We start from the raw sequence: 19,932 nt of genomic DNA, 5'->3' as shown, positions 1-19,932 counted from the left end.
GCCGGATGCGTCACGCGGTCTCGGTCCCCTGTTTCGGAACCGGGTTGGATGCTGCTCTGGTGGCGGACTGGGCGGCCTCGGCGGAGGCTGCCGGCTGGGACGGCTTCTTCCTCTGGGATCACCTGTTCGCCTTCGCTCCCGGCCCGGTCGACGTCGTCGACCCCTGGATCGCGCTGACCGCGGCCGCCTGCGCCACCCGGCGCATCCGGCTGGGCACCATGGTCACGCCGTTGCCGCGGCGCCGCCCAATCGTGGTGGCGCGTCAGACCGTCACTCTTGACCGGCTCAGCCAGGGCCGGCTGGTGCTGGGGGTCGGCATCGGCGGCGGCCCCTTCGAATGGGATTACTGCGGCGAGCAAACCGAGGCGGTGATCCGCGGCGAGATGCTCGATGAGCATCTGGAGTTGTTGGAGCGGCTGTGGACCGGCGAACCCGTCCATCACCAGGGCCGGCATTACCGCACGGCCGGCCCCGACTGGTCGGCTGTCTGCTATCCGCCTCCACTGCAGCAGCCACGCATTCCGATCTGGGTCGGTGGCACCTGGCCCGGGACGCGTCCGTTCCGCCGGGCCGCTCGCTGGGACGGGGTGGCGCCGATGCGCCTGGACGGAGGCTGGGAGGTCGCCGACACCGCGGCTGTCGCGGCCCGGATGGCCTCGTTACGCGCGGCCTCCTCGCCCGGGACGGACACGCCCTATGACATCGCCGTCCCTGGCGAGACCCAGGGCGATGACCCCGGACGGATCGAGCGTCACGCCGAGCATCGCGACGCCGGGGCCACCTGGTGGGTGGAGGCGGTGCATCCCTGGCGCTATGGCTGGCAGGAGGGTCGCCCCTGGCCGTTGACGGCCATGCGCGAGCGCATCGAAGCCGGCCCCTGAGCGGTGGGCGGCCGCAGCGCGTCACTCGTTTCCGCAATCGCTTCCGGTTACACTCCGGTGACGGCGCCACATGTGACAGGTCGATGTGCATCGCTTTCACGGACAGTCGCGTCGATCGGGTGTGTCCAGAGCGGGAGGAACTATGTCAGAGCTGCTTGAGCAGGTAGAGATGTCACAATCCTCCCCGGAGCCTCCGCCCGTCATCCGAGCCGGACAGCAGCTGGTCAGCAAGGAAAGCAAGAGTGGCGCCGCCCGGTTCGGAGCAGCGCTCACCGAGTTGGCGCTGACCGTCCACAACGGCGCCGATCCGCTGACGGTGATCACTCAGGGCGCGATCGACATCGTCCCGGGCGCCGAATTGGCGGCTCTGGTCATTCTCACTGGTCCTAGCCGGCTGGAGGCCTGCGCGGTCACCGGCCCGCTGCCGCCGCAGATCATCGCGCTGCAGAACGAGGTGGGTGAAGGTCCGTGCCTGGACGCGGTCAAGCAGCTGGGCGTGGTGTGGGTTGCGAACCTGGCGACCGAGACACGCTGGCCTCAGTTCGCCGCCGGGGCCATTCCTTTAGGGGTCGGCAGCATGATGTGCACCCCCTTGATGATCCAGGACCGGATCTACGGCTCGCTGAGCCTGGCTTCGGCAACCCCTGACGCTTTCGACGAGGAGTCCCAGGCGATGGCCGCCGTCTTCGCCGCCAACATCACCCTCGCGCTGGCCGGCGATGAGTGGCGGCGCAACATGACGGCCGCGCTGTCCAGCCGCGATGTCATCGGCCAGGCCAAGGGCATCCTGATGGAGCGCTACCGGGTGACCCCGGACGCGGCGTTCGCGCTGCTGGTGAAGGCGTCCCAGCACACCCACACCAAGCTCCGCGACGTCAGCGACCAGCTGTGCCGCACCGGAGTGCTGCCGACCGCTTAGGCCTCGCGGGCTAGACCCCGTCCTGGCGGCGGTCGCCAGCGCTTCTGGCCCTTCATGGTGGCGTCTGACGGCGCGGGACGTTAACGTCTTTTCCAACAAGAAGGGACGTTGTCATGGAAACGCTCGTCATCGTCATCGTCATCGTCGTAGTGCTCGCCGTGATCGCCCTGGTCATGCTGCCCCGGATGCGAGGCCGGGCCACCGAGCGCAAGCGGGTCGAGGCTCAGCACCACCTAGAAGAAGCCAACGAGCGCTCCGCCCGAGCGGAGTCGGCCCAGGCAGCGGCCGAGGAGCAGGCCGCACGGGCCCGGCGGGAACGCGCCGAAGCCGAGTTGCGCGCCAGTGACAACGAGCGTGACGCCCAGCAGCGGATGGCTGAGGCTGAGCGCGAGCGGGCCGAGGCCCAGCGACTGCAGGAGCGCGCCAGCACCCTGGACCCGCGCCTGCGCGAGGACCGCACGGCGCAGAGCGAGCGCACCGACGGCGACCCGATCCGCTGAGCCCCACCCTCAGCGGCCGCGCAACTGGTCGTTGATCAGCCGCGCCAGCCGGTCGAGCCCGGTCTCGATCTGCTGCGGGGTCACGGTGCTGCAGCTGAGCCGTATCGCGTTCACCGGCATGCCCGGCTCGTAGAAGTGGTGCATCGAGGTCCACAGCACGCCGTAGTCGGCTGCCGAGCGCTCCAGCAGCGCGTCGTCGACCCGAAACGGCACCGTCACCACGACGAAGAAGCCGCCGGTCGGCGCATTGTGCCCAACGCCGCCTTCAACATCGGGAAACCGCGCCGCCAGTCCCTCCACCATCACGCGCATGTTGTCGGTGTAGACGGCCCGCTCGCCCTCGGTTGCCGCCAGCAGGCTGCAGCCGTTCTCCAGCAGCTTGCCGCCCACGACAGCCTGGGCGATCGGTGAGGTGTTCACCGTCAACATGCTCTTGATCTTGGACAACTGGTCGGCGAGCAGGCCTGTCCTGCCGCTGGAATCGACCACCGACTGGTCGGCGACCACGTAGCCCACCCGGGCGCCGGGCATCGCTGTCTTGGCGAACGAGCCGAGGTAGACCACCGTCCGCTGCTCGTCGAGGGATTTGAGGGTCGGCTGGCGCTGGCTGTCGGTGTGGGGGAACAGCCCGTACGGGTTGTCCTCCAGCAGCAGGATGCCTTCGGCGGCCGCGATGGCCAGCAGCCGCCGGCGGTCGGCGAGGTCCATGCTGACGCCGGACGGGTTGGCGAAGTCAGGCATCACGTAGCAGGCACGGGGACGCAGGCCCGCGGCTCGGGCCTGCCGGATCTGGCGCAGGAGGTCGTCAAGGTCGACCCCTCCCCTGCTGGAGGCGACCGGCAGCACCGGCATCTCGACCAGCCGGGCCGCGCCGGTCAGACCGACGTAGGTCGGGGCCACCGTCAACAGCACGTCCGAGGCGGCGGTGCGCAACGCCCGCAGCACCAGGTACATCGCCTCCTGGCAGCCGACGGTGACCACGATCGACTCGGGGTCGATGAAGACGCCTTCGTCCAGCGCCAGGTTCGCCGCGATCAGGTGGTGCACGATCCCCTTGGTGCGCCCGTACTGGAAGAGGGTGCGGCGCACCTCCTCCTCGGAGTACCCCAGGTCTTGTTCCAGGTGCAGGCAGAACCTGCGCAGGTAGCGCTCGATCGAGTCGGTCTGGAAGAACTGCTCGGCCGGCCGGCCGGCGGCCAGAGAGATCGCATCCGGGTACCGGTGAGAGATCTCGTTGAGAAAGTTCATCGAGTTCAGCGCCGGGTCCTCCAGCGCGCCGAACAACTCCTCGGTGCGCAGCGCGCCGAACAACTCCTCGGTGCGCAGCGCGCCGCTGCGCGGGCGGTCGGCAGGGGTGCTCACCGATGACTGCTCAGGTCGGTGCGCAGCTGTCCAGCGGCCGCCGGATCGGCGCAACCGGCCAGGATCAGCGACTCCCGGAACTCCGCGCCCAGCAGCGACAAGGCCTGCGCCGCGCCGGCTGCCCCGCCGGCTGCCAGCGCCCACAGCAGCGGCCGGCCGACCAGCACCCCGGACGCGCCCAGCGCCAGCGCGCGAAGCACGTCCATCCCGCTGCGGATGCCGCTGTCCACAAGCACGGGGCACTGCTGGCCGACCTCGGCCACGACGGCGCTCAACGCGATGACGCTGGCCGGCGCCCCGTCAAGCTGGCGACCACCGTGATTGGACACCACAACCGCGTCGGCGCCGACCTCGACAGCTCGCACCGCGTCGCGTGGATCGAGAATACCCTTGACCACGAGCGGCAAACTCGATCGACTGCGCAACCATTGCAGGTCCGACCAGGTCAGCGCTGACCCGAACAACTCGCTGGTGTGCGCCGCGACCGCCGATTCCCCCACACTGCTCAGATGCGCTCTGCTGGCCGGGCCGTCGGCGAGGTTGGCGGCCGTCACCCCGGCAGGCAACGCGAACTGGTTCCGGACATCACGCAGTCGCCGGCCCATGATCGGCACGTCCAGGGTGACCACCAGAGCGGTGCTGCCGGCAGCCTGCGCTCGCTCGATCAACTGCTCCAACCTGGGTCGTTCGCGCAGCCAGTACAGCTGGAACCAGATCGTGGCGCCGGTTCGCGCGACCTCTTCGACCGCGCAACTGCTCAGCGCGCTGAGCATCAGCGGTATCCCTGCCTGGCAGGCAGCCTCGGCCATCGCGATCTCGCCAGCCGGGTGCACCAGGCGCTGATAGGCCATCGGCGCCACCGCGACCGGCATCGCCATCGAGGCGCCGAGCAGACTCACCTCGGTGCCGCTCAGGGCGCCGCCCAGCACTCGGGGATAGACCGAGACCGAGTCCAGCGCCTGCCGGTTGGCCCGCATGGTGATCTCGCAGCCGCTGCCGCCGTCGATGAAGTCCCAGACGTCGGCCGGCAGCAAGGCCTTCGCGCGGGCCTCGAAGTCGAGCAGCGACACCATCGCCGGCTCGGTCACCGGCTCAGCCCCAACCGGGCTCGCAGAAAGTCAACGGCCTGGTCCACTGCCCGGCGGCCGCTCTTCAACAGGGGATACATCAGGAAGAAGCCGTGCATCATGCCGTCGTAACGGCTCAACTCGGTGGGCACGCCGGCCGCCCGCAACCGGGAGGCGTACTCCTCGGCCTCATCACGCAGCGGGTCGTACTCAGCGGTGATCACCAGCGCGGCCGGCAGCCCGGCGTGATCAGAGGCCAGCAGCGGCGAGGCCAGCGGATTCTTGCCCTCGGCGGCCGAGGGCAGGTAGTGCTCCCAGTACCAGTCCACCGAGCGCCGGTTGAACATGCTCGGGTCGTCGTTCTGCCGCATCGACGGGGTGTCGGCGTCGAAGCAGGTGTTGGGATAGACCAGCAGTTGCGCGGCCAGCGGCGGGCCGGCCTGCTGCCTGGCCAGCAGCGTGACGGCCGCGGCCAGGTTGCCGCCGGCGCTGTCACCGCCGACAGCCAGTCGGCTCGGATCGACGCCGAGTTCCCCGGCGTGCTCGGCGATCCAGCTGACGGCGTCATAGCAGTCCTGCACCGCGCTCGGAAACTTGTGCTCCGGCGCCAACCGGTAGCCGGCGGCGATCACCACGCACCCGACGGCGTTGGCCAGCGTGCGGCAGATGCCGTCGCAGGTGTCGATCTGGCCCAGAGTCCAGCCGCCGCCGAAGAAGTAGACCAGCGCGGGCAGCTCAGCCTGACCGGAGGGCCGGTACAGCCGCAGCGGCAGCTCACCACCACTGGCGGGCAGCCGCAGATCCAGGACCTCGTGGACCGGCTCAGGGTCACCGCCGCCGGCCCGGATCTCAGCGAGGTCGGCAGCCCGCGCCTCGGCAAGGGTCAGGGTGTACAGCGGGCGCACCTGATCGGCGATCCGGCGCTCGCGCCATTGCTGTGCCTGCGGGTCCAGCGGCATTCTTCTTCCCGGGCCTAGTCGCGCCAGAGAGTCGGGCAGTAGGCCGGGTCGGCGTAGTCAGGTCGGCCGTCGGCGGTGCGCCGCACCAGGCTGTCGTGGTTGTAACCGGCCAGCGTCCCGTTGGAGAGCCGGAATTCCCGGTAGGCGTTGGCGCCGTCCTGCAGATGCAGCGAGATCGCCCGGCGCGGGCGGTCGCTCAGGTTGGGACCGCTGCCGTGGTAGGTGCGGCAGTGGTGAAAGCTCATATGCCCCTTGGGAATCGTGATCGGGACCTTGACCACCTCGACGCCGTTGTAGGCGGCGTTCTTGGCCAACATGTCGTCCAGTTGGGCTTTGTCTCGCTCGGCGAAGTGCCGCACCGTGCTGTCGTCGTTGCCGATCTCGCGCCACCGATGGCTGCCGTCGACCATGGTGATGGTGCCCATCTCCGGAGGGCAGTCGTGAAACGGCAAGAAGGCCGTGAGCATCCGCTCCGAGGTCGAGGAAGCCCAGTAATGCTTGTCGAAGTGCCAGGGAACCACATTGGTCGGCTCAGCCGCGACCGGTGGTTTGTAGATCATGGTGGACTGGAAGATCCGGATTTCGGGCGCCTGCGCGAGCCTGGCCGCGACCGCGCCCAGCAACGGCTTGCGCAGGATCTTGGCGATCGCGTCGCTTTCGTAGTGCACGTAGTCGTTGTGCCGTTGCACCTCACCGTGCTCGGGTCGCCAGTAGGCCAACTTCGCCGGCCGGGTCGGCAGCCGGTGGTCGCGGACACCGTCGTAGTAATCGTCACTGGCCGCCACCAGCGCGTCGATCTCGTCGTCGCTGAACAGCTTGTCGGACAGGTACCAGCCGTGCTCGGCGTAGAACCGGACGTCCTCCTCAGAAGGCAGGAGCGACGCTTCCTCGGCGGTGAGGCTGAACTCGCTGCTGGACATCATCACACTTCCATCGGCTCGGGGTCGGGATCGGCAGCCATCGGTGTCGGCGCGTGCACCATCTCACGTTCCTTGGCCTCGTACAGCGCTTTGATGTTGCCGCTGCCGAAGGTGCGGGCGCCGCGCCGCTCGATCACCTCGATGAACAAGGTGCGCCGGACATGGGTGGACTCGGTGAAGATCTGCAGCAACTGACCCCAATGGTCGCGGTCGACCAGGATGCCGAGCCGGCTCAGCTCGGCGATCGGCGCGTCCACGGCGCCGACCCGGGCCTCCAGGCTCTGGTAGTAGGCGGCCGGGGTGCTGAGGAACCGGACGCCGCGGCTGCCGAGCCGATCCACCGTGGAGACGATGTCGTCGGTGATCAGAGCCACGTGTTGCACGCCGGCGCCGGCGTGCCACTGCAGGAAGTCATCGATCTGGCCGGCCCGCCGCTCGGTGTCCGGCTCGATCAGGGTGAAGGTGACCCCTCCGGACGGGCTCTGCACGACCACCGAGTTCATCCCCTGGCCGGCCACCTCGATGTACTCGGTGAAGATCTCGGCGAAGCCGTACACCTGCTGGTAGAACCGCGAGGTCGCTTGAAGCTGGCCGGCCGGCACACAGATCGCCAGGTGGTCGATCTTGTGGAACATCGGGTGCTCGGTGGGCTCGCGTTCGAGCATCTCGATCGGGCCCGGCAGAAAGCTGTCGCCCTCGCCATCGCGCTGCACCAGCCGGTGCACCACGTCGCCGAAGCCCCTGACGTCGGCGAAGGCCACGCTCGTGACGCCATCGGAGAATGACCTCGGCGGCGACATCGGCTCCGCGCCGCGGCTCACCAGCTCGGCGAAGCAGTCGGCCACGTCATCGACCCGCATCGCCACCACCGCCACGCCGTCGCCGTGCTGGTGGACGTAGTGGTTGGCCGAATGGTCGGCGTACAGGCCCGAGGTCAGCATTATCTGCACCTGGTCGTGCGCCATCAGCACCGACCGCTGGCCGAACAGCCCGGTCTCGGGCCCGCCCCGGCCGGCCACCTCCAGGCCGAAGGCCGCTCCGAAGTAGTAAGCCGCCTGCTGAGCGTCGCCGACGAACAGCTCCAGGTGGTCTATTCCGAAGATGGTCATTGGGTGATCCCCTCGGGTTGGTGATGGTCAGCGACGCCCGCGGCGACCGGCGGGTCAGGCGGACTCGAGCCGCGGCTGGCCGGCCCGACCTCCGTCGTGGAGATTTCCGTCGTGGAGATTTCCGTCGTGGAGAGCAGGAGCGCGTGGGCTCGGTCAGCCGAGTCCGCGGCATCGCCGCCCTGCTCGACCAGGATCAGCAGCACCTCGTCGGCGTCACCGTCCTCCAGCAGCAGCGCCGCCTCGGCCATCCCGTCGGCGAGCGGGTCGCCGACCGGGCTGATGCACACCACCGGACCGCCCAGGCCCCAGTGCGCGGTGACCTGGCCCACCACGCTGTTGGGGGCGGCTTGGAAGAAGAACAACGGGCCGACCCGCCGGCCGCTGGCGACCTTGTCGCGCACGTGCTCGGCGCTGACCACGTCATTGCCGCGGCTGACCAGCAGCACGGCGGTGCGCTGCCGGGACGCTGCTGAGGCCGAGGGTTGGGCGTAGTGCTCGGTCAGGCAGCCGTCAGCGACCGCTGCGACCAGCGGGCTGAACGATGACAGCACGTAGCCGGGAAGCGGAGGCGGCGGCTGCTCGTCCGGCCCGCTTGGCCACCGGCACTCGCTCAGGACCACCAGCGGGCTGGCTGTCCTGACCTCGCACGCGCCAGGAGCGCTCATGCGACACGCACCAGGAGGGCGGTGTTGGCGCCGCCGAAAGCCGAATTCAGGCTCAACGCGTAGGGGCTGGCCACCGTTCGAGGTGAAGCCAGGATGACGTCGAGCTCACAGCTGTCGTCCGGCCCGAGGTAACCGGCGTTGACCGGCAGCTTCCCCGCCTGCAAGGACAGCACTGTGATCACCAGTTCCAGCAGGCCGGAGGCCTCCAGCGCATGGCCGTGCACCGCCTTGGTCGAGCTGATCGGCACCCGAGCCGCGGCGCTGCCCAGCGCGCGGTGCAGCGCTGCGGCCTCGGCGGTGTCGCTGAGCAGGGTCCCGGTGGCGTTGGCGTTGACGTAACCGATCGCGTGCGCCGAGACGTCAGCCCGTCGCAACGCCGCCTCGATCGCCCGGGCCAGGCCTCGGCCGTCCCGCGCCGGCTGGCACGGGTGGTAGGCGTCTCCGGCTCGACCCCAGCCCACCAGCTCGACCGCCGGCTGATGGCCTCTACCGGCGGCGGCCGCACCGGATTCGAGCACCACCGCCGCGACTCCGTCGCCGAGCAGCGAGCCCTGCCGGCCGGCGCTGAAAGGACGGACCGCGCCGTCGGTCGACAGCGCTTGGCCAGAGTCAAACAGGGCAAACTGATCGGACTCCACCAGATAGCCAGCGGCGACCACTACCCGGTCCACCCCTCGGCCGATCATCGCGGCCGCATCGGCGACCGCGGTGCTGGCAGACACGCAGGCGCCGATGTAGACCCGGCCGACGCCGGCCAGTCCGGCGCGCTCGGCCAGGTCGAGGGCGCACGCGGTGGCCCCGGGATATCCATGCAGCGCAAGCAACAGCAGGCTGCCGGCTCGCTGCGCGGCGTTGAGGCCGGCGTCGGCGCAGGCGGCTTCGATGACCTCGGCCAGCTCGGCGGTCAGCGTGTCGACCTGCCCCAGGGTGGCCGCCACCCCGACTCGCCGGCCGCTGACATCGAAGCGGTCCACCGGTCCGAACGCCGCGACGCCGGAGAGGGCGGCGGCCAGCTGCGGCTCGGCGCCACGGCCGAGCGCGCTGAGCACCGCCAGGCCCGCGATGCCGACCGGCCTGGCCTCAGCCACGTCTGGCCCGGACGGACTCGTCCAGCAGGCTCACCGCGTCCGAGATCGTGCGTAGTCGCGTCAGCTCGTCGTCGTCGAGGTCCAGTTCGACGTCATAGCGCTGCTCGACCTGATGCACCAGCCAGGCGACCTCCATCGAGCTCAGCCGCTCCCACACCGCATCCGGGCCACGGGTTCCGAGCTCGGCCAGCATCGCGAGAACGTCCGCCCTTTGCAGGGCTGAGTGATCAGGCATCAGGACTGCCGGCTGCCGGCGGTCTGGCCGATCCGATCGACGACTGCCTCGGTTAAATCGCCGACGTTCATCAGGGAAAGCTCCTTGCACTCAGCTTCGGTGAAGGTGATGCTATAGCGCTCCTCGGCTCGCATCAGCAGATCGGCCAGGGCGAGGGATTCCAGGTCCAGGCCAGCCGGCCCGAGCGTCGTGGCGTCATCGAGGGCTGTGACGTCATAGTTCATCTCCGCCAATGAGGAGACGATGAACCGGCGAACCTCATCCCGCATGAGACACCTTCTCTCCGTGAACGCGATCGGTCCCGGCGCCGGCCCGGACGCTGTCGAGCACGACCTCGGTCATGCCGCGCCCGCACGCAGCGCGGCAGGGTCGCGGACCAGCTTGCCGGTCGCGGTCCGGGGGAATTGATCGAAGACCCGAAAGACCCGCGGCTGCTTGAAGCGGGCTAGCTGGGTGGCCAGCCGCGCTTCGACGTCTTCGATCCGATGCCGCTGCTCCAGCTGCAGATAGGCGACGATCGCCTCGTCGAACAGCACCACCGCCGCCACCACGCCGGGCAGGGCGCCGATGCTGCTCTCCACCTCGGCCAGGTCGACCTGCATCCCGCCGATGGTGACCTGGGAGTCCAGCCGTCCGAGGATGGTGACCAACCCGGTGGCGGGATCCACGACGCCCGCGTCCCGAGTCCGCAACCAGCCCTCGGACCAACGCCCAGGCACAGCCTCTCCCAGGTAGGGGGTGGCGGCCCGCGCGATCTGCAACTCACCGTCCTGGGCCCGGACCGTGATGCCTGGCGCGGGACGAACCGCCGGCCGGTGACTGCCGTCCAGGTCTGTCCCGATCACGCCGACCTCGGTCATCCCGTACATGTTTCCCAGCGGCGCCTGGTACCGGTCGAGAAAACCGGCCACCGTCGCAGCTGGCACCAGCTCGCCGCCGGTGATCATCCGGCGCAGCTGCCGGGGCCGCCGCTGCGCAGCCGTGGCGTTGAGCAGGGTGATGTGAAACGGCACTCCCAGCACCGTCGCGGGGCTGTCGGCGCTCTCGATCGCGTCCAGGATGCTGTCGCCGGTGAGCCGCTGCGGCGGGACCAGCTCGACACCTGCGTGCAGGCCGTACAGCAGGCCGCCGACCAATCCCAGCACATGCGTCATCGAGGGCAGCAGGATGATCCGCTCACCCGGCAACGCCACCCCCTCGATCTGGGTGTAGCGCCGGACCTCGGCGATCAGGTCCGCGGCAGTCCGGCCGATCACCTTGGACGGCCCGGTCGAGCCCGAGCTCAGCTGCACGACCGCGTGCTCGCTGCCAGCCGGCTCGTCGCCGTGCCGGGTGATGGCGTCCTCGACGTCGAAGAAGACCCGCAGCCCGCCGGCCACCCGCACCGGTGCGACGCTCACCTGTGGCGACAGCCGTTGCCGGGCCTGCTCCACCTCGTGGTCGGTGAGCCGGTAATCGAGCAGGATCGCCTGGGCGCCCAGCTGCCAGACCGCGAGCAGGTTGGCCACGTAGGCGATCGACGGCGGCAGCCGCAACGCGGCCGCGCCGCCTGGCCGCAGGCCGGCGGCACTGAGCCGGTCCCGGCGATCGGCCACCAGCCTGCGCAACGTGGCGCGGTCGATGATGTCGTGCAGGCGAAAGCAGACCTGGTCATCGCGCCCGGCCAGCAGGATCTCCTCCACCCAGCCGGCATCGGTCGCCCACGACGGATCCGCCCGCTGCTCCATGGTCATGCGAGGGCTCCAAGACTTCTATCGATGCGGGCGCAGTGCTGAGGAATGCGAGCGATTCCGATGGGTGGGCAGTCCTAACGGACGCCGCAGACCTTACGCTCTTCGCACCTTCATGTCATTGCGCTTGTAGTCACCTGCATACGCGATTTCACTAGCTCACCGACTGCGAACTTCCCTTTGCACTGGACAAAATAGGTCGACCTTCGTATTGACGCTGCCAGGGACTAATCGGGCGTCGGCAGCGTGAAAGGTCTAGCGGGGCGAGCGTCTCAGGTGAGCGTGCCCGCCTGGGCGGCTCGCCGGCCGCGCTGCCGGTGCGCCAGGGCGCCCACTGCCAGCAGCGTCAGCAGGTAAGCCCACGAGGTGAGCCCGAAGCCGAGAGTCAGCGTTGCCAGGGCTACGGCCACGATGACGCCGAAAACCCGCGCCCGACCGGTGAACAGGCGCGCGTAGGCCAGGGCGCTCAACAGGTAGACCACGTAGAAATTGCGGCCAGCCAGGCTCAACATGATGTCGAGGGAGAACAGGCCGGCCGTCTGGAGGCCGATGATCACCAGACAGGTCGCCACGCACGCCGCGACCGCGCGGCGAGGCGAGGAGCTCTTGGCGTGCACGTGGGCCAGTGGACGAGGCAGCAGGCCGGCTCGGGCACTGGACATCACCAGCCGCGACACCCCCCAGAACGCGCCTACCAGATTCGCCGCGATCGCCGTGACTCCCAGCACGGTGGTGGCCTGAGCCGCGCCGTTGCCGGCTGCCTGCTCGACCATCTCGCCGACCGGCGCACCGCTCAGGCCGGGATGATTCGAGGGCAGCTGGGCCTGTAACCCCATCGCGAGCAGGACGTACATGACGGTGACCAGAACGAAGCTGAGCACCAGCACTCGGGGGAAGTCACGTCGCGGATTGCGGTATTCCTCGGTGGTGAACGAGATCATCTCCCAGCCGGTGAAGGCGAAGAACACCGTGCCGACCGTGGCGGCGACGATGAGCAGGTGCTCGGTGTCGGTGGGAACGTGCACGGTCACTGAGGTGACCGGGTTTCGGAGGGCCAGGAACGCCGCGCAGAACAGGCCGATGGTGAGCATCAAGGCCAGCACCGTCTGCAGCCGTCCGGACAACCGGACCCCGATGGCCACGACGACTCCCGCGCCGATGACCAGGACCGCGGCCGCCGGACCGGGCCGCACAGACAGCCCCAGCGCGCGCACCACGTAGTTGCCGCCGGTGAGCGCGATGGCGGGGATGCCCAGGGCGAATGTGCCGAGCAGGAGCACCTCGACGGCGGCGGCGGCGGTTCGGCCGAAGCCCGCGTGGACGAAGCCCGCGACGCCGCCTGCGCCGGGGTAGCGCGCTCCCAGGCGCGCGAACACGATCAGAAGCGGAACGGTGACGGCCGCGGCGACCATCCAGGCGAAGACGGCGTCCTGGCCTGCCTGCCGGTAGGCGATCCCCGGCAGCACCAGCGCACCGCTGCCCACCACGACGGTGATGGCCAGTGCGGTGGCGCCGGGCAGGCCCAGATGCGCGCTGAGCCGGCCCTGGGGCGTCGGAGTGCTCTCTGGGACGGTGGCCGGTGACGAGGCGGTCATGATCGCTGGCCTACCGGGGCGGGCACTGGCGACTCAGCACCCTGTGGCGCACTCATTCCTTGGGATGCTCCTCCATCGGAAGAAAGGTGGTCTTAGCGGTGACGCCGTTCTCAGGGGCGATGATATAGGTGCAACCAGCGGGTCCCGCTGTCGATCCGTGCACCGTCTCGGCAGGCAAGGCGATCCTGGTGCCGACGCCGCAGCTCTGCCGCCGCACCGCGCCGTCCTGGAACCAGAACACCTCCATGCCGCCCTGCAGCACGAAGAGGGTCTCGTTCAGGCTGTGCTTGTGCCAGTTGTGCGTCTTGCCGGCGCCGTCATGCTGGTACTCGAAGCTGCCCTGCTCCGGGACGAACTGGGCCAGTCGCTCGGCCAGCGGCAGCTCCGGCTCGGTGGTGATGATCGGCGATCCCATGAGGACTCCTCGAGATGTCGTTGTTCGATTTCGGCCGGGACGTCAGCCAGCGCCTGCTGACCGAGCGTGCCTCATCGGGCAGCCGGCGGCCAGGTCGGCAGGCGCGTTGTCGTCATTGAGAAAGTACTGGCTCCACTCCACATTGCCCGGTTCGCCGAAACTACCCAGCAGCGGGGTCCGCTCCACCGAGTCGTAGGAGTCAAGCCGCCTGCGGATGACGGCGCGCGCCTTGTCCCCTGTCGGCGTGCCGGCCTTCAGGTCGTCGAAGACGAATCGTGGTTGGAACGTGATCGTGAGGTACCGGGACTTGCGACTGCGGCGAGCCACATGTCGGGGCGTGTTCGCGACGACGAACATAGGCGTGGAGTTGAAGGAGAATTCCCAGGTCGAGTCCTCGGGATTCTGCGAGATGCCAGGAGGCCATTCACTGGGGTCAATCGCAGAAAGATCGCTCAACAGTGCCCAGAAATGGTCACGGTGCTCGTCGAGTGTCTCCACGCCGGCCTGGAAGTCGAAGAAGCAGATCAAGGAGGTGCGGTTGCCGAGCGTGGCCGCGATGGATGTGAATTCGGTGAGCGCGGCCGCTAACGTGGCGACCCGCGCCTCACCCGCGGGGATGAAGCTGTACCGTACTGTTCCTTTTCGCACCGCGGTGACGCCGAAAATGCACGGAAATAGGGACTCCTCGCTCAGCATGCGTGCGGAGAAGGCTGCGGCGGCCTCGTGTTGCCAGCCGTCGACTGGGATGTCATGGGGATGGCGCAGCAACGACGCCTGCGTGTCAGAAGCATGAGTCACACCGTTGGCGTTCAATGCTAGAAGCTCCTCGATGAGTCTAGGCGAGTTCGGTCAGGGCACGGGGGTTGAATCGACGCGATCTCTGCTATCGCCGGATAAGGTGAGCTGTCTAGATACATCACGCGAATTTCGCATTCTCCGCAAAGCCCGCGTTGGCGGTTCATAGTATGACCGGCGCGCCAGAGAAGTAAAGCGTTATATCTGTTTGCTGACTGCATGCCACAGCTATTCGGCCGGCTTGATGGCTGGTGAGTGTGCGTTCATGCGGGCAAAGGGCGCGCCACTGGCGATCACCGCGAATGGGGCGGTCGCTGCGCCGTAGGACGCCCCTGACGCTCCCCGGTTCGCCGGCACGGCTCTGAACGACCCAGCGGCCCCGGCGCCCGGCGCATGACGGCCCTGCCTGACTGCTGGTGCGATCACGTGGCTTCGGACTACCGTGACGGGGTCTGGTCAGAAGCGATCCAGTGCCCGCCGATCCCTCACCAGCGCCGCGCCACCCCGCGTTCGGGCCTGCTGTGAGGCGATGCCGGCTCAACGAGGAGGTCATGATGGCTGCAACCGTGTCCGATGTGATGACAAGAGACCCCGAGACCATCGAAGCCGACGAGCCGGTCCTCGAGGCTGCCCGTCGGATGCGTGACGCCGACAGCGGTGACGTGATCGTGCTCGACAACGGCCGGGTCGTGGGCATCCTCACTGACCGTGACATCGCCGTCCGAGTCGTGGCTGAGGGCAAGGACTCATCGACGCCGGTGCGGCAGGTCTGCTCTACCACCGACCTGCAGACCGTCGGGCCGGACACCTCGCTGGCGCAGGCGGTTCAGCTGATGCGCGGCAACGCCGTGCGCCGGCTGCCGGTGGTGGAGAACGACCACGCGGTGGGCATCCTCAGCCTGGGTGACCTCGCGATGGTGTTGGACGAGAACTCAGCGCTGGCCGACATCAGCGCCGCCGCCCCGAACAACTGACTGTCGAACGACCGGCCGCTGGCCCGCGATCAGCTAGCCAACGCACCGGTCGGCGGCTCGGCGTTGTGTGAAGCGGCGGCCCGGCCGTCTGCAGCGTCCGGGTCGGCGGCACGCCGGTCCCACCGCAGGACGAAGACCGCGACCATCGCCACGTTGGCGGCGACGATCGACACGCTGACCGCGAGCGCCAGGAGAGCGATCATCGGGCGCCGCCGGTACGGGGGTCGGCAGCTGGCTCAAGGGAGGGGTTCATCGATGGCTTCTCTGCAATGCCTTCTTTTCAGGCGCAGCAGGCCGGAAGCGGCCACTGCGGGACAACTGTCGCTCGTGGCCGAACGGAACCTCATCCTAACGGCAGCCTCGGCAGCCCCGGCGCACGAGGTGGTCCCATCACGTGCCCGCACCGGCGGGGCGATCACGGCGCGAACGAGAGGGCTTGCCGTCCTGCTCACCGCCGTGCTGGCGAGTTCGGCCTGCGGCGGCGGAGGGTCGGGGCAGGCTTCCGGCGACCAGGCTGAGGGCAGTCAGCGGCCACCTTCGGCTTCGGCGCCGGCCAACTCCCCGACGGAGGCCAGCAGTCCGGCGGCCAGGCCGGCAGCAGGGGTCCCCCGCTTCGATCACATCGTGGTGGTGGTGGAGGAAAATCACGCCTACACCGACATAATCGGTCGCTCGCGAGCGCCGTTCCTGAACTCACTCGCCGCTCGTGGCGCGCTGCTGACCCAGTCTTACGGGGTCACCTACCCCAGCCAGCCCAACTACCTGGCCATGTTCTCCGGCTCCACCCAGGGCGTGACCAGCAACTCCTGCCCGCACAGCTTCACCGCGCCGAACCTGGCCAGCGCGCTGATGGCAGCGGGCCTGACTTTCATCGGTTACTCCGAGGACCTGCCCGCGGCCGGCTTCACCGGTTGCGATAGCGGTGATTACGTCCGCAAGCACAACCCCTGGGTGAATTTCACCAACCTGCCCGGCAGCGTCAACCAGCCGATGACGGCGTTTCCGAGTGACTTCAACCGCCTGCCGCACGTCTCGTTCGTGGTCCCCAACCTGGAGAACGACATGCACGACGGCAGCGTCGCCCAGGGTGATCGATGGCTGCAGGAGCATCTGGGCGAGTACGCGGACTGGAGCATCACCCATAACAGCCTGCTGATCGTCACCGCAGACGAGGATGACAAGGACCACGGGAACCGGATCGCCACCATCATCGTCGGGGCGCACGTGAAGCCAGGGCGGTACAGCACTCGGATCGACCATTACGGCTTGCTGGCGACCTTGCTGGCCAGCCACCGGCTGACGCCGTTCGGAGCCGCTGCGCAGGCTGCGCCGCTCACCGGCGTCTGGACCGGCTGAGCTGTCGACCGCCCCTCGTCAGAGAGCCCACCCGCGAATTACGTTGTCTGTGGCCCGGGCGCCGTTCGACGCCGGTCAGGATCGCATAGGAAGGATGTTGGAACGTGCCAGACTTGGAATTCGGCATCGAGGTCCCCGAGGCAGACCGGTTGGAGCAGTTGCAGGACGCAGGGCCGGACACCGGGGCCGAAGAGGCCCAGTACGACCCGCCCGTCCTGGACACCGGCGCCGCCAACCCCGCCGATGTGATCGAGCAGCACCTTGAGGTGCCACGGGATGACTACGAGGACTGGTGAGCCGTCGGCCGGCCCACGCCGATCGGTGTGCCGATCAGCTGACCTGTAGCACGACCTTGCCCAGCGGATGCCCGGACTCGACCGCTGCGATGGCCTTCGGCGCGTCGGAAAACGCCACCACGCTGGTGACCTGAGGGTTCAACACGCCCTCTGCGGCCAGTCTCGCGACCTCGGCCAGCCCCCGCAGGCCGCTGTCCCGGCGGATGAACGCGCCGCCCAGCTCGGTCACGGTCTCGGGGCTGACCGCGCTGATCAGCTTGCCTGGGTCCTTGACCAACCCGGCCACCGCAGACAGCGCCGGCCCGCTGACAAGGTCAAAGACGCCGTCGACACCGTCGGGCAGCAACTCGCTGAGCCGCTCGGAGACCCCGTCGCCGTAGTCGACCAGCTCCGCGCCCAGGGACTCGACCAGTGCCCGCTTGCTCTGGCTGCCGGTTCCGACGACGCGGATGCCTGCGTTGCGGGCCAGTTGAACCGCGGCGACGCCGACCCCGCCGCCGATGCCGGTGATCAGCAGCGTCTGCCCAGCGGACAGGCCCAGTTGCGCCAGGCCGTCGTAGGCGGTGGCTGAGGCCACCGGCAGCGCCGCGGCGTCGACAAAGCTGACCTGCGGCGGCTTGGCCACCACCCCGTCCTGGGCCACGATCGTGTACTCAGAGAACGCGCCATAGCCGGGCGCCGGCCAGCCGAACACCGCATCGCCCACAGAGAAACCCTCGACGCCCGCGCCGATTTGCTCGATAACGCCCGAGACCTCGCCGCCGAACTCGGAGGGCAGCTCACGACCGTCCTTGAACAGGCCGCTGCGCACTTTGTGGTCATAGGGGTTCACCCCGGCCGCCCGCACCTGGAGCAGCAGCTGACCGGGTCCAGGCTCAGGCTTGTCGACCTCGGCGAACTCCTGGGTCTGCGGACCGCCGTACTCTCGAAAGCGAAAAACCTTGGGCATGAAAGCGTCTCTCCTTCGTCATCGATGCGCTGGCATCAGGAAAACCGGCTGTCGCGCCAGCAGTATGCCAGCGGTCCTGGACGAGCCACATCCGCCTAGTCCGGGTTCGTGGCCAGCGCGCGCAGTTGCAGGTAGCTGCCGTTGAACCGGTCCTGGCCGCCGGGCAGCAGCCCGGAGGAGGCGCTCTGCCACATCGTCCAGGTGGCGCTGCCCGCAGGAATCGACACCGGCGGGCTGGCGCCGTAGCGCGCGATCCAGAACGGGTTGGTGGCGGCGAACACGCTGGTGTTGCCGGTGCAGGTGTTCCACCAGTCGAAATTCGTGTAGATCATCGGGTACTTGGCAGTACGGGAGTGCATCCGGTCGGAGAAGGCCCGGATCCAGCTCACCATCGAGGCCTGGGACAACCCGTGGCAGGTGGCGCTGGCGCCCGGCTGCAACACCAAGGCCGGCGGCAGGGTCCTGCCGTCGCCGGACCAGCCACCGCCGTGGGCGATGAAGTAGTCGGCCTGGGTGAGGCCGGTCGAGCTGCTCGGGGTCGCGTAGTGGTAGGCGCCGCGGACCATGCCCACGTTGTAGGAGCCGTTGTACTGCTGGGCGAAGTACGGGTTTACGTAGGAGGCGCCTTCGGTCGCCTTGACGTAGGCGAACCGGGCGCCGTTGTTGTAGGCGGCCTGCCATCCGACGTTGCCCTGCGCGCTGGAGACGTCCATCCCCCGGCTGATCAGACCGCGGTTGTCCTTGGCCGTGAGGATCCGCAGCACCGAGGCGTCCACCTTGGCGCGGAAGGCCGAGTCGGCGTTGGCCTTCTGCAGCACCGCGTTGTACATCGCGGGCATCACCGACGGGTCGACGGTGAGCACCATGTCACCGCCGGCATTGAGGAAGTTGATCGCGCGGGCGCCGGGGGTCCAGGCCTGGACTTGAGCCGCCTGACCGAGGTCGTCGCTGACGATGACCCCGTTGAACCCCAGGTCCCCGCGCACCATTCCGGTGACGATGGTCGAGGAGAAGGCAGCGGGGTTCGCCGCATCGATCATGCTGTAGTAGGCCGTCGACATCATCAGCACCGGCGCGCCGGCGTTCACCGCCTGGGCGAAGGGCTGGAGGTAGCTGTCGGTCCTGGTGGTCTGGGAGTCGGTGACCCCTGAGCTGACGTCGGGATTGGCGCGCACCCGTCCCAGGCCTGGGAAGTGCTTGATCGAGGCGTCGACGCCGGCGTCGGCCATGCCTTGGGCGAAGGCGGTTCCCTTGGCGCCCACGGTCACCGGGTCGAAGCCGTATTCGCGGTCGTAATAGCCGATCGGCAGGTTGTACGGGGCGAATGCCGCGCTGGGAACGGTGTCGAGCACCGGCGCCAGGTTCATGTGCACGCCGGCGGCTTTGAGCTGGCCGCCCCACACCTTGGCGTTGGCGCGCAGGGTAGCCACCGACGAGCTGCCTTGGGTGAGCGCGCTGGGAATGCTGGAGAAGCCGGCGCCGGACAGCACCTGCACCTGTCCACCCTCCTGATCGGTGGCGATGTAGAGCGGCACCCCGGCAGTGGCGGCGATGTCTGCCTTGGACTGCAGGGACGCGCTGACCGACGCGGTCGCCGCCACCCCGGCGGAGCTTCGCCCGGTCAGCATCACGCTGCCGGCGTGATAGGTCTGGATGTCGGTGACGGTCTGGCTGCTCACCGAAGCCGCCGGGGTGCCCACCATGAACAGCTGGCCGACCCGTTGCGCCTGCGACATGCTGGCCAACACGCTGCTGGCAGCGCTGGTCGCCAGGTTCGACGTGCTCACGCCGGCAGTGGACAGACCGGCCGCTTCGGCCGACGCGCCCGGCTGCGCCGTGGTCACCGCGGTCAACAGGCAGAGACTGCCGGCAGCGGCCAGCATCGGGCGCAGTGACCGAGGGGTCCTCGGAAACGCCAGCGTCAGCGACATTGTTCTCCTTGGGGGTGCCGATATCAGGGGCAAATCGGTCATATTCGGGTGAGGCTACCGGCTTCAGGACGTTCCGGCTGGATGGCCACGCGCACGCTGCCAGTCGACTGGCCGGTGGGCTAGCATGAGAACCGCTCGAAACAGAGCGTTGAACGGCCCCGCGCCTGACATTGCCTCATCGAGTCC

The 19,932-nt window shown here is 68.7% G+C and carries 22 protein-coding genes; 6 read left to right on the top strand and 16 right to left on the bottom strand.

What is annotated here, in order from left to right:
• Positions 1-5: 5 nt before the first annotated feature.
• From VGB75_05685 to VGB75_05675, 3 genes are all read left to right on the top strand, one after another.
• Complete coding sequence (locus VGB75_05685) at positions 6-881, top strand: LLM class flavin-dependent oxidoreductase (GenBank protein ID HEY0166517.1); 876 nt, start codon at positions 6-8, stop codon at positions 879-881.
• A gap of 142 nt (positions 882-1,023) precedes the next feature.
• Entirely contained in the window at positions 1,024-1,800 is a 777-nt protein-coding gene (locus tag VGB75_05680; protein ID HEY0166516.1) for a GAF and ANTAR domain-containing protein, read from the top strand.
• 113 nt (positions 1,801-1,913) lie between these two features.
• Positions 1,914-2,300 (top strand): hypothetical protein, encoded by a 387-nt coding sequence (locus VGB75_05675; protein ID HEY0166515.1) that lies wholly within the window; start codon positions 1,914-1,916, stop codon positions 2,298-2,300.
• A 9-nt stretch (positions 2,301-2,309) separates the two neighbouring features.
• Here VGB75_05675 and VGB75_05670 read toward each other — a convergent pair whose 3' ends face one another.
• The 13 genes from VGB75_05670 to VGB75_05610 form a co-directional block, all read right to left on the bottom strand.
• Entirely contained in the window at positions 2,310-3,662 is a 1,353-nt protein-coding gene (locus VGB75_05670; GenBank protein ID HEY0166514.1) for a PLP-dependent aminotransferase family protein, read from the bottom strand.
• Positions 3,659-4,750 (bottom strand): alpha-hydroxy acid oxidase, encoded by a 1,092-nt coding sequence (locus VGB75_05665; GenBank protein ID HEY0166513.1) that lies wholly within the window; start codon positions 4,748-4,750, stop codon positions 3,659-3,661. The genes VGB75_05670 and VGB75_05665 overlap by 4 nt, the downstream gene beginning before the upstream one ends.
• A complete protein-coding gene (locus VGB75_05660; GenBank protein HEY0166512.1) occupies positions 4,747-5,688 on the bottom strand; it encodes an alpha/beta hydrolase in 942 nt (313 codons plus the stop codon). Before VGB75_05660 ends, VGB75_05665 begins: the two co-directional genes overlap by 4 nt.
• Before the next feature lie 14 nt (positions 5,689-5,702).
• A complete protein-coding gene (locus tag VGB75_05655; protein ID HEY0166511.1) occupies positions 5,703-6,611 on the bottom strand; it encodes a phytanoyl-CoA dioxygenase family protein in 909 nt (302 codons plus the stop codon).
• On the bottom strand, positions 6,611-7,717 hold the full coding sequence (gene hppD, locus VGB75_05650; protein HEY0166510.1) for a 4-hydroxyphenylpyruvate dioxygenase: 1,107 nt from the start codon (positions 7,715-7,717) through the stop codon (positions 6,611-6,613). Before hppD ends, VGB75_05655 begins: the two co-directional genes overlap by 1 nt.
• Positions 7,714-8,382: a beta-ketoacyl synthase chain length factor gene (locus VGB75_05645; protein HEY0166509.1), complete on the bottom strand. Its 669-nt coding sequence runs from the start codon at positions 8,380-8,382 to the stop codon at positions 7,714-7,716. The genes hppD and VGB75_05645 overlap by 4 nt, the downstream gene beginning before the upstream one ends.
• Positions 8,379-9,470 carry a beta-ketoacyl synthase N-terminal-like domain-containing protein gene (locus VGB75_05640; GenBank protein ID HEY0166508.1) on the bottom strand — a complete coding sequence of 364 codons (1,092 nt, stop codon included), beginning with the start codon at positions 9,468-9,470 and terminating at the stop codon, positions 8,379-8,381. Before VGB75_05640 ends, VGB75_05645 begins: the two co-directional genes overlap by 4 nt.
• Complete coding sequence (locus VGB75_05635; protein HEY0166507.1) at positions 9,463-9,705, bottom strand: hypothetical protein; 243 nt, start codon at positions 9,703-9,705, stop codon at positions 9,463-9,465. The genes VGB75_05640 and VGB75_05635 overlap by 8 nt, the downstream gene beginning before the upstream one ends.
• The gene (locus VGB75_05630; GenBank protein HEY0166506.1) at positions 9,705-9,974 is read right to left on the bottom strand and encodes an acyl carrier protein; all 270 of its coding nucleotides are present in this window, start codon (positions 9,972-9,974) and stop codon (positions 9,705-9,707) included. The genes VGB75_05635 and VGB75_05630 overlap by 1 nt, the downstream gene beginning before the upstream one ends.
• A 69-nt stretch (positions 9,975-10,043) precedes the next feature.
• Positions 10,044-11,438 (bottom strand): long-chain fatty acid--CoA ligase, encoded by a 1,395-nt coding sequence (locus VGB75_05625; protein ID HEY0166505.1) that lies wholly within the window; start codon positions 11,436-11,438, stop codon positions 10,044-10,046.
• A 269-nt stretch (positions 11,439-11,707) separates the two neighbouring features.
• On the bottom strand, positions 11,708-13,030 hold the full coding sequence (locus VGB75_05620) for an amino acid permease (GenBank protein ID HEY0166504.1): 1,323 nt from the start codon (positions 13,028-13,030) through the stop codon (positions 11,708-11,710).
• A gap of 52 nt (positions 13,031-13,082) precedes the next feature.
• On the bottom strand, positions 13,083-13,445 hold the full coding sequence (locus VGB75_05615) for a hypothetical protein (protein ID HEY0166503.1): 363 nt from the start codon (positions 13,443-13,445) through the stop codon (positions 13,083-13,085).
• Between the two features lie 42 nt (positions 13,446-13,487).
• Positions 13,488-14,258 carry a YqcI/YcgG family protein gene (locus tag VGB75_05610; protein HEY0166502.1) on the bottom strand — a complete coding sequence of 257 codons (771 nt, stop codon included), beginning with the start codon at positions 14,256-14,258 and terminating at the stop codon, positions 13,488-13,490.
• Positions 14,259-14,794: 536 nt separating this feature from the next.
• On the opposite strand from VGB75_05610, the gene VGB75_05605 reads away from it, so the two are divergent.
• The gene (locus tag VGB75_05605) at positions 14,795-15,214 is read left to right on the top strand and encodes a CBS domain-containing protein (GenBank protein ID HEY0166501.1); all 420 of its coding nucleotides are present in this window, start codon (positions 14,795-14,797) and stop codon (positions 15,212-15,214) included.
• A 29-nt stretch (positions 15,215-15,243) separates the two neighbouring features.
• On the opposite strand, the gene VGB75_05600 is transcribed toward VGB75_05605, so the two are convergent.
• Complete coding sequence (locus tag VGB75_05600; protein ID HEY0166500.1) at positions 15,244-15,417, bottom strand: hypothetical protein; 174 nt, start codon at positions 15,415-15,417, stop codon at positions 15,244-15,246.
• Between the two features lie 178 nt (positions 15,418-15,595).
• Here VGB75_05600 and VGB75_05595 point away from each other — a divergent pair, with 178 nt between their 5' ends.
• Positions 15,596-16,570 (top strand): alkaline phosphatase family protein, encoded by a 975-nt coding sequence (locus VGB75_05595; GenBank protein ID HEY0166499.1) that lies wholly within the window; start codon positions 15,596-15,598, stop codon positions 16,568-16,570.
• Between the two features lie 104 nt (positions 16,571-16,674).
• Positions 16,675-16,866: a hypothetical protein gene (locus VGB75_05590; GenBank protein HEY0166498.1), complete on the top strand. Its 192-nt coding sequence runs from the start codon at positions 16,675-16,677 to the stop codon at positions 16,864-16,866.
• 34 nt (positions 16,867-16,900) lie between these two features.
• Here VGB75_05590 and VGB75_05585 read toward each other — a convergent pair whose 3' ends face one another.
• Both VGB75_05585 and VGB75_05580 read right to left on the bottom strand, forming a co-directional pair.
• The gene (locus VGB75_05585) at positions 16,901-17,815 is read right to left on the bottom strand and encodes an NADP-dependent oxidoreductase (protein ID HEY0166497.1); all 915 of its coding nucleotides are present in this window, start codon (positions 17,813-17,815) and stop codon (positions 16,901-16,903) included.
• Positions 17,816-17,910: 95 nt separating this feature from the next.
• Positions 17,911-19,746, bottom strand: a complete 1,836-nt coding sequence (locus VGB75_05580; protein ID HEY0166496.1) for a GH25 family lysozyme — start codon at positions 19,744-19,746, stop codon at positions 17,911-17,913.
• Positions 19,747-19,932: the final 186 nt, after the last annotated feature.

The sequence above is a fragment of the Jatrophihabitans sp. genome, from assembly GCA_036399055.1.
Classification (GTDB): domain Bacteria; phylum Actinomycetota; class Actinomycetes; order Mycobacteriales; family Jatrophihabitantaceae; genus Jatrophihabitans_A.
This window is presented reverse-complemented; position numbering and strand designations above follow the sequence as displayed.

Bases quoted from the DNA above. Each gene is read 5' to 3' on its own strand.
- VGB75_05685 (HEY0166517.1), top strand. From the start codon at position 6: ATGCGTCACGCGGTCTCGGTCCCCTGTTTCGGAACCGGGTTGGATGCT.
- VGB75_05680 (HEY0166516.1), top strand. From the start codon at position 1,024: ATGTCAGAGCTGCTTGAGCAGGTAGAGATGTCACAATCCTCCCCGGAG.
- VGB75_05675 (HEY0166515.1), top strand. From the start codon at position 1,914: ATGGAAACGCTCGTCATCGTCATCGTCATCGTCGTAGTGCTCGCCGTG.
- VGB75_05660 (HEY0166512.1), bottom strand. From the start codon at position 5,688: ATGCCGCTGGACCCGCAGGCACAGCAATGGCGCGAGCGCCGGATCGCC.
- VGB75_05655 (HEY0166511.1), bottom strand. From the start codon at position 6,611: ATGATGTCCAGCAGCGAGTTCAGCCTCACCGCCGAGGAAGCGTCGCTC.
- hppD (HEY0166510.1), bottom strand. From the start codon at position 7,717: ATGACCATCTTCGGAATAGACCACCTGGAGCTGTTCGTCGGCGACGCT.
- VGB75_05645 (HEY0166509.1), bottom strand. From the start codon at position 8,382: ATGAGCGCTCCTGGCGCGTGCGAGGTCAGGACAGCCAGCCCGCTGGTG.
- VGB75_05635 (HEY0166507.1), bottom strand. From the start codon at position 9,705: ATGCCTGATCACTCAGCCCTGCAAAGGGCGGACGTTCTCGCGATGCTG.
- VGB75_05630 (HEY0166506.1), bottom strand. From the start codon at position 9,974: ATGCGGGATGAGGTTCGCCGGTTCATCGTCTCCTCATTGGCGGAGATG.
- VGB75_05625 (HEY0166505.1), bottom strand. From the start codon at position 11,438: ATGACCATGGAGCAGCGGGCGGATCCGTCGTGGGCGACCGATGCCGGC.
- VGB75_05620 (HEY0166504.1), bottom strand. From the start codon at position 13,030: ATGACCGCCTCGTCACCGGCCACCGTCCCAGAGAGCACTCCGACGCCC.
- VGB75_05615 (HEY0166503.1), bottom strand. From the start codon at position 13,445: ATGGGATCGCCGATCATCACCACCGAGCCGGAGCTGCCGCTGGCCGAG.
- VGB75_05605 (HEY0166501.1), top strand. From the start codon at position 14,795: ATGGCTGCAACCGTGTCCGATGTGATGACAAGAGACCCCGAGACCATC.
- VGB75_05600 (HEY0166500.1), bottom strand. From the start codon at position 15,417: ATGATCGCTCTCCTGGCGCTCGCGGTCAGCGTGTCGATCGTCGCCGCC.
- VGB75_05585 (HEY0166497.1), bottom strand. From the start codon at position 17,815: ATGCCCAAGGTTTTTCGCTTTCGAGAGTACGGCGGTCCGCAGACCCAG.
- VGB75_05580 (HEY0166496.1), bottom strand. From the start codon at position 19,746: ATGTCGCTGACGCTGGCGTTTCCGAGGACCCCTCGGTCACTGCGCCCG.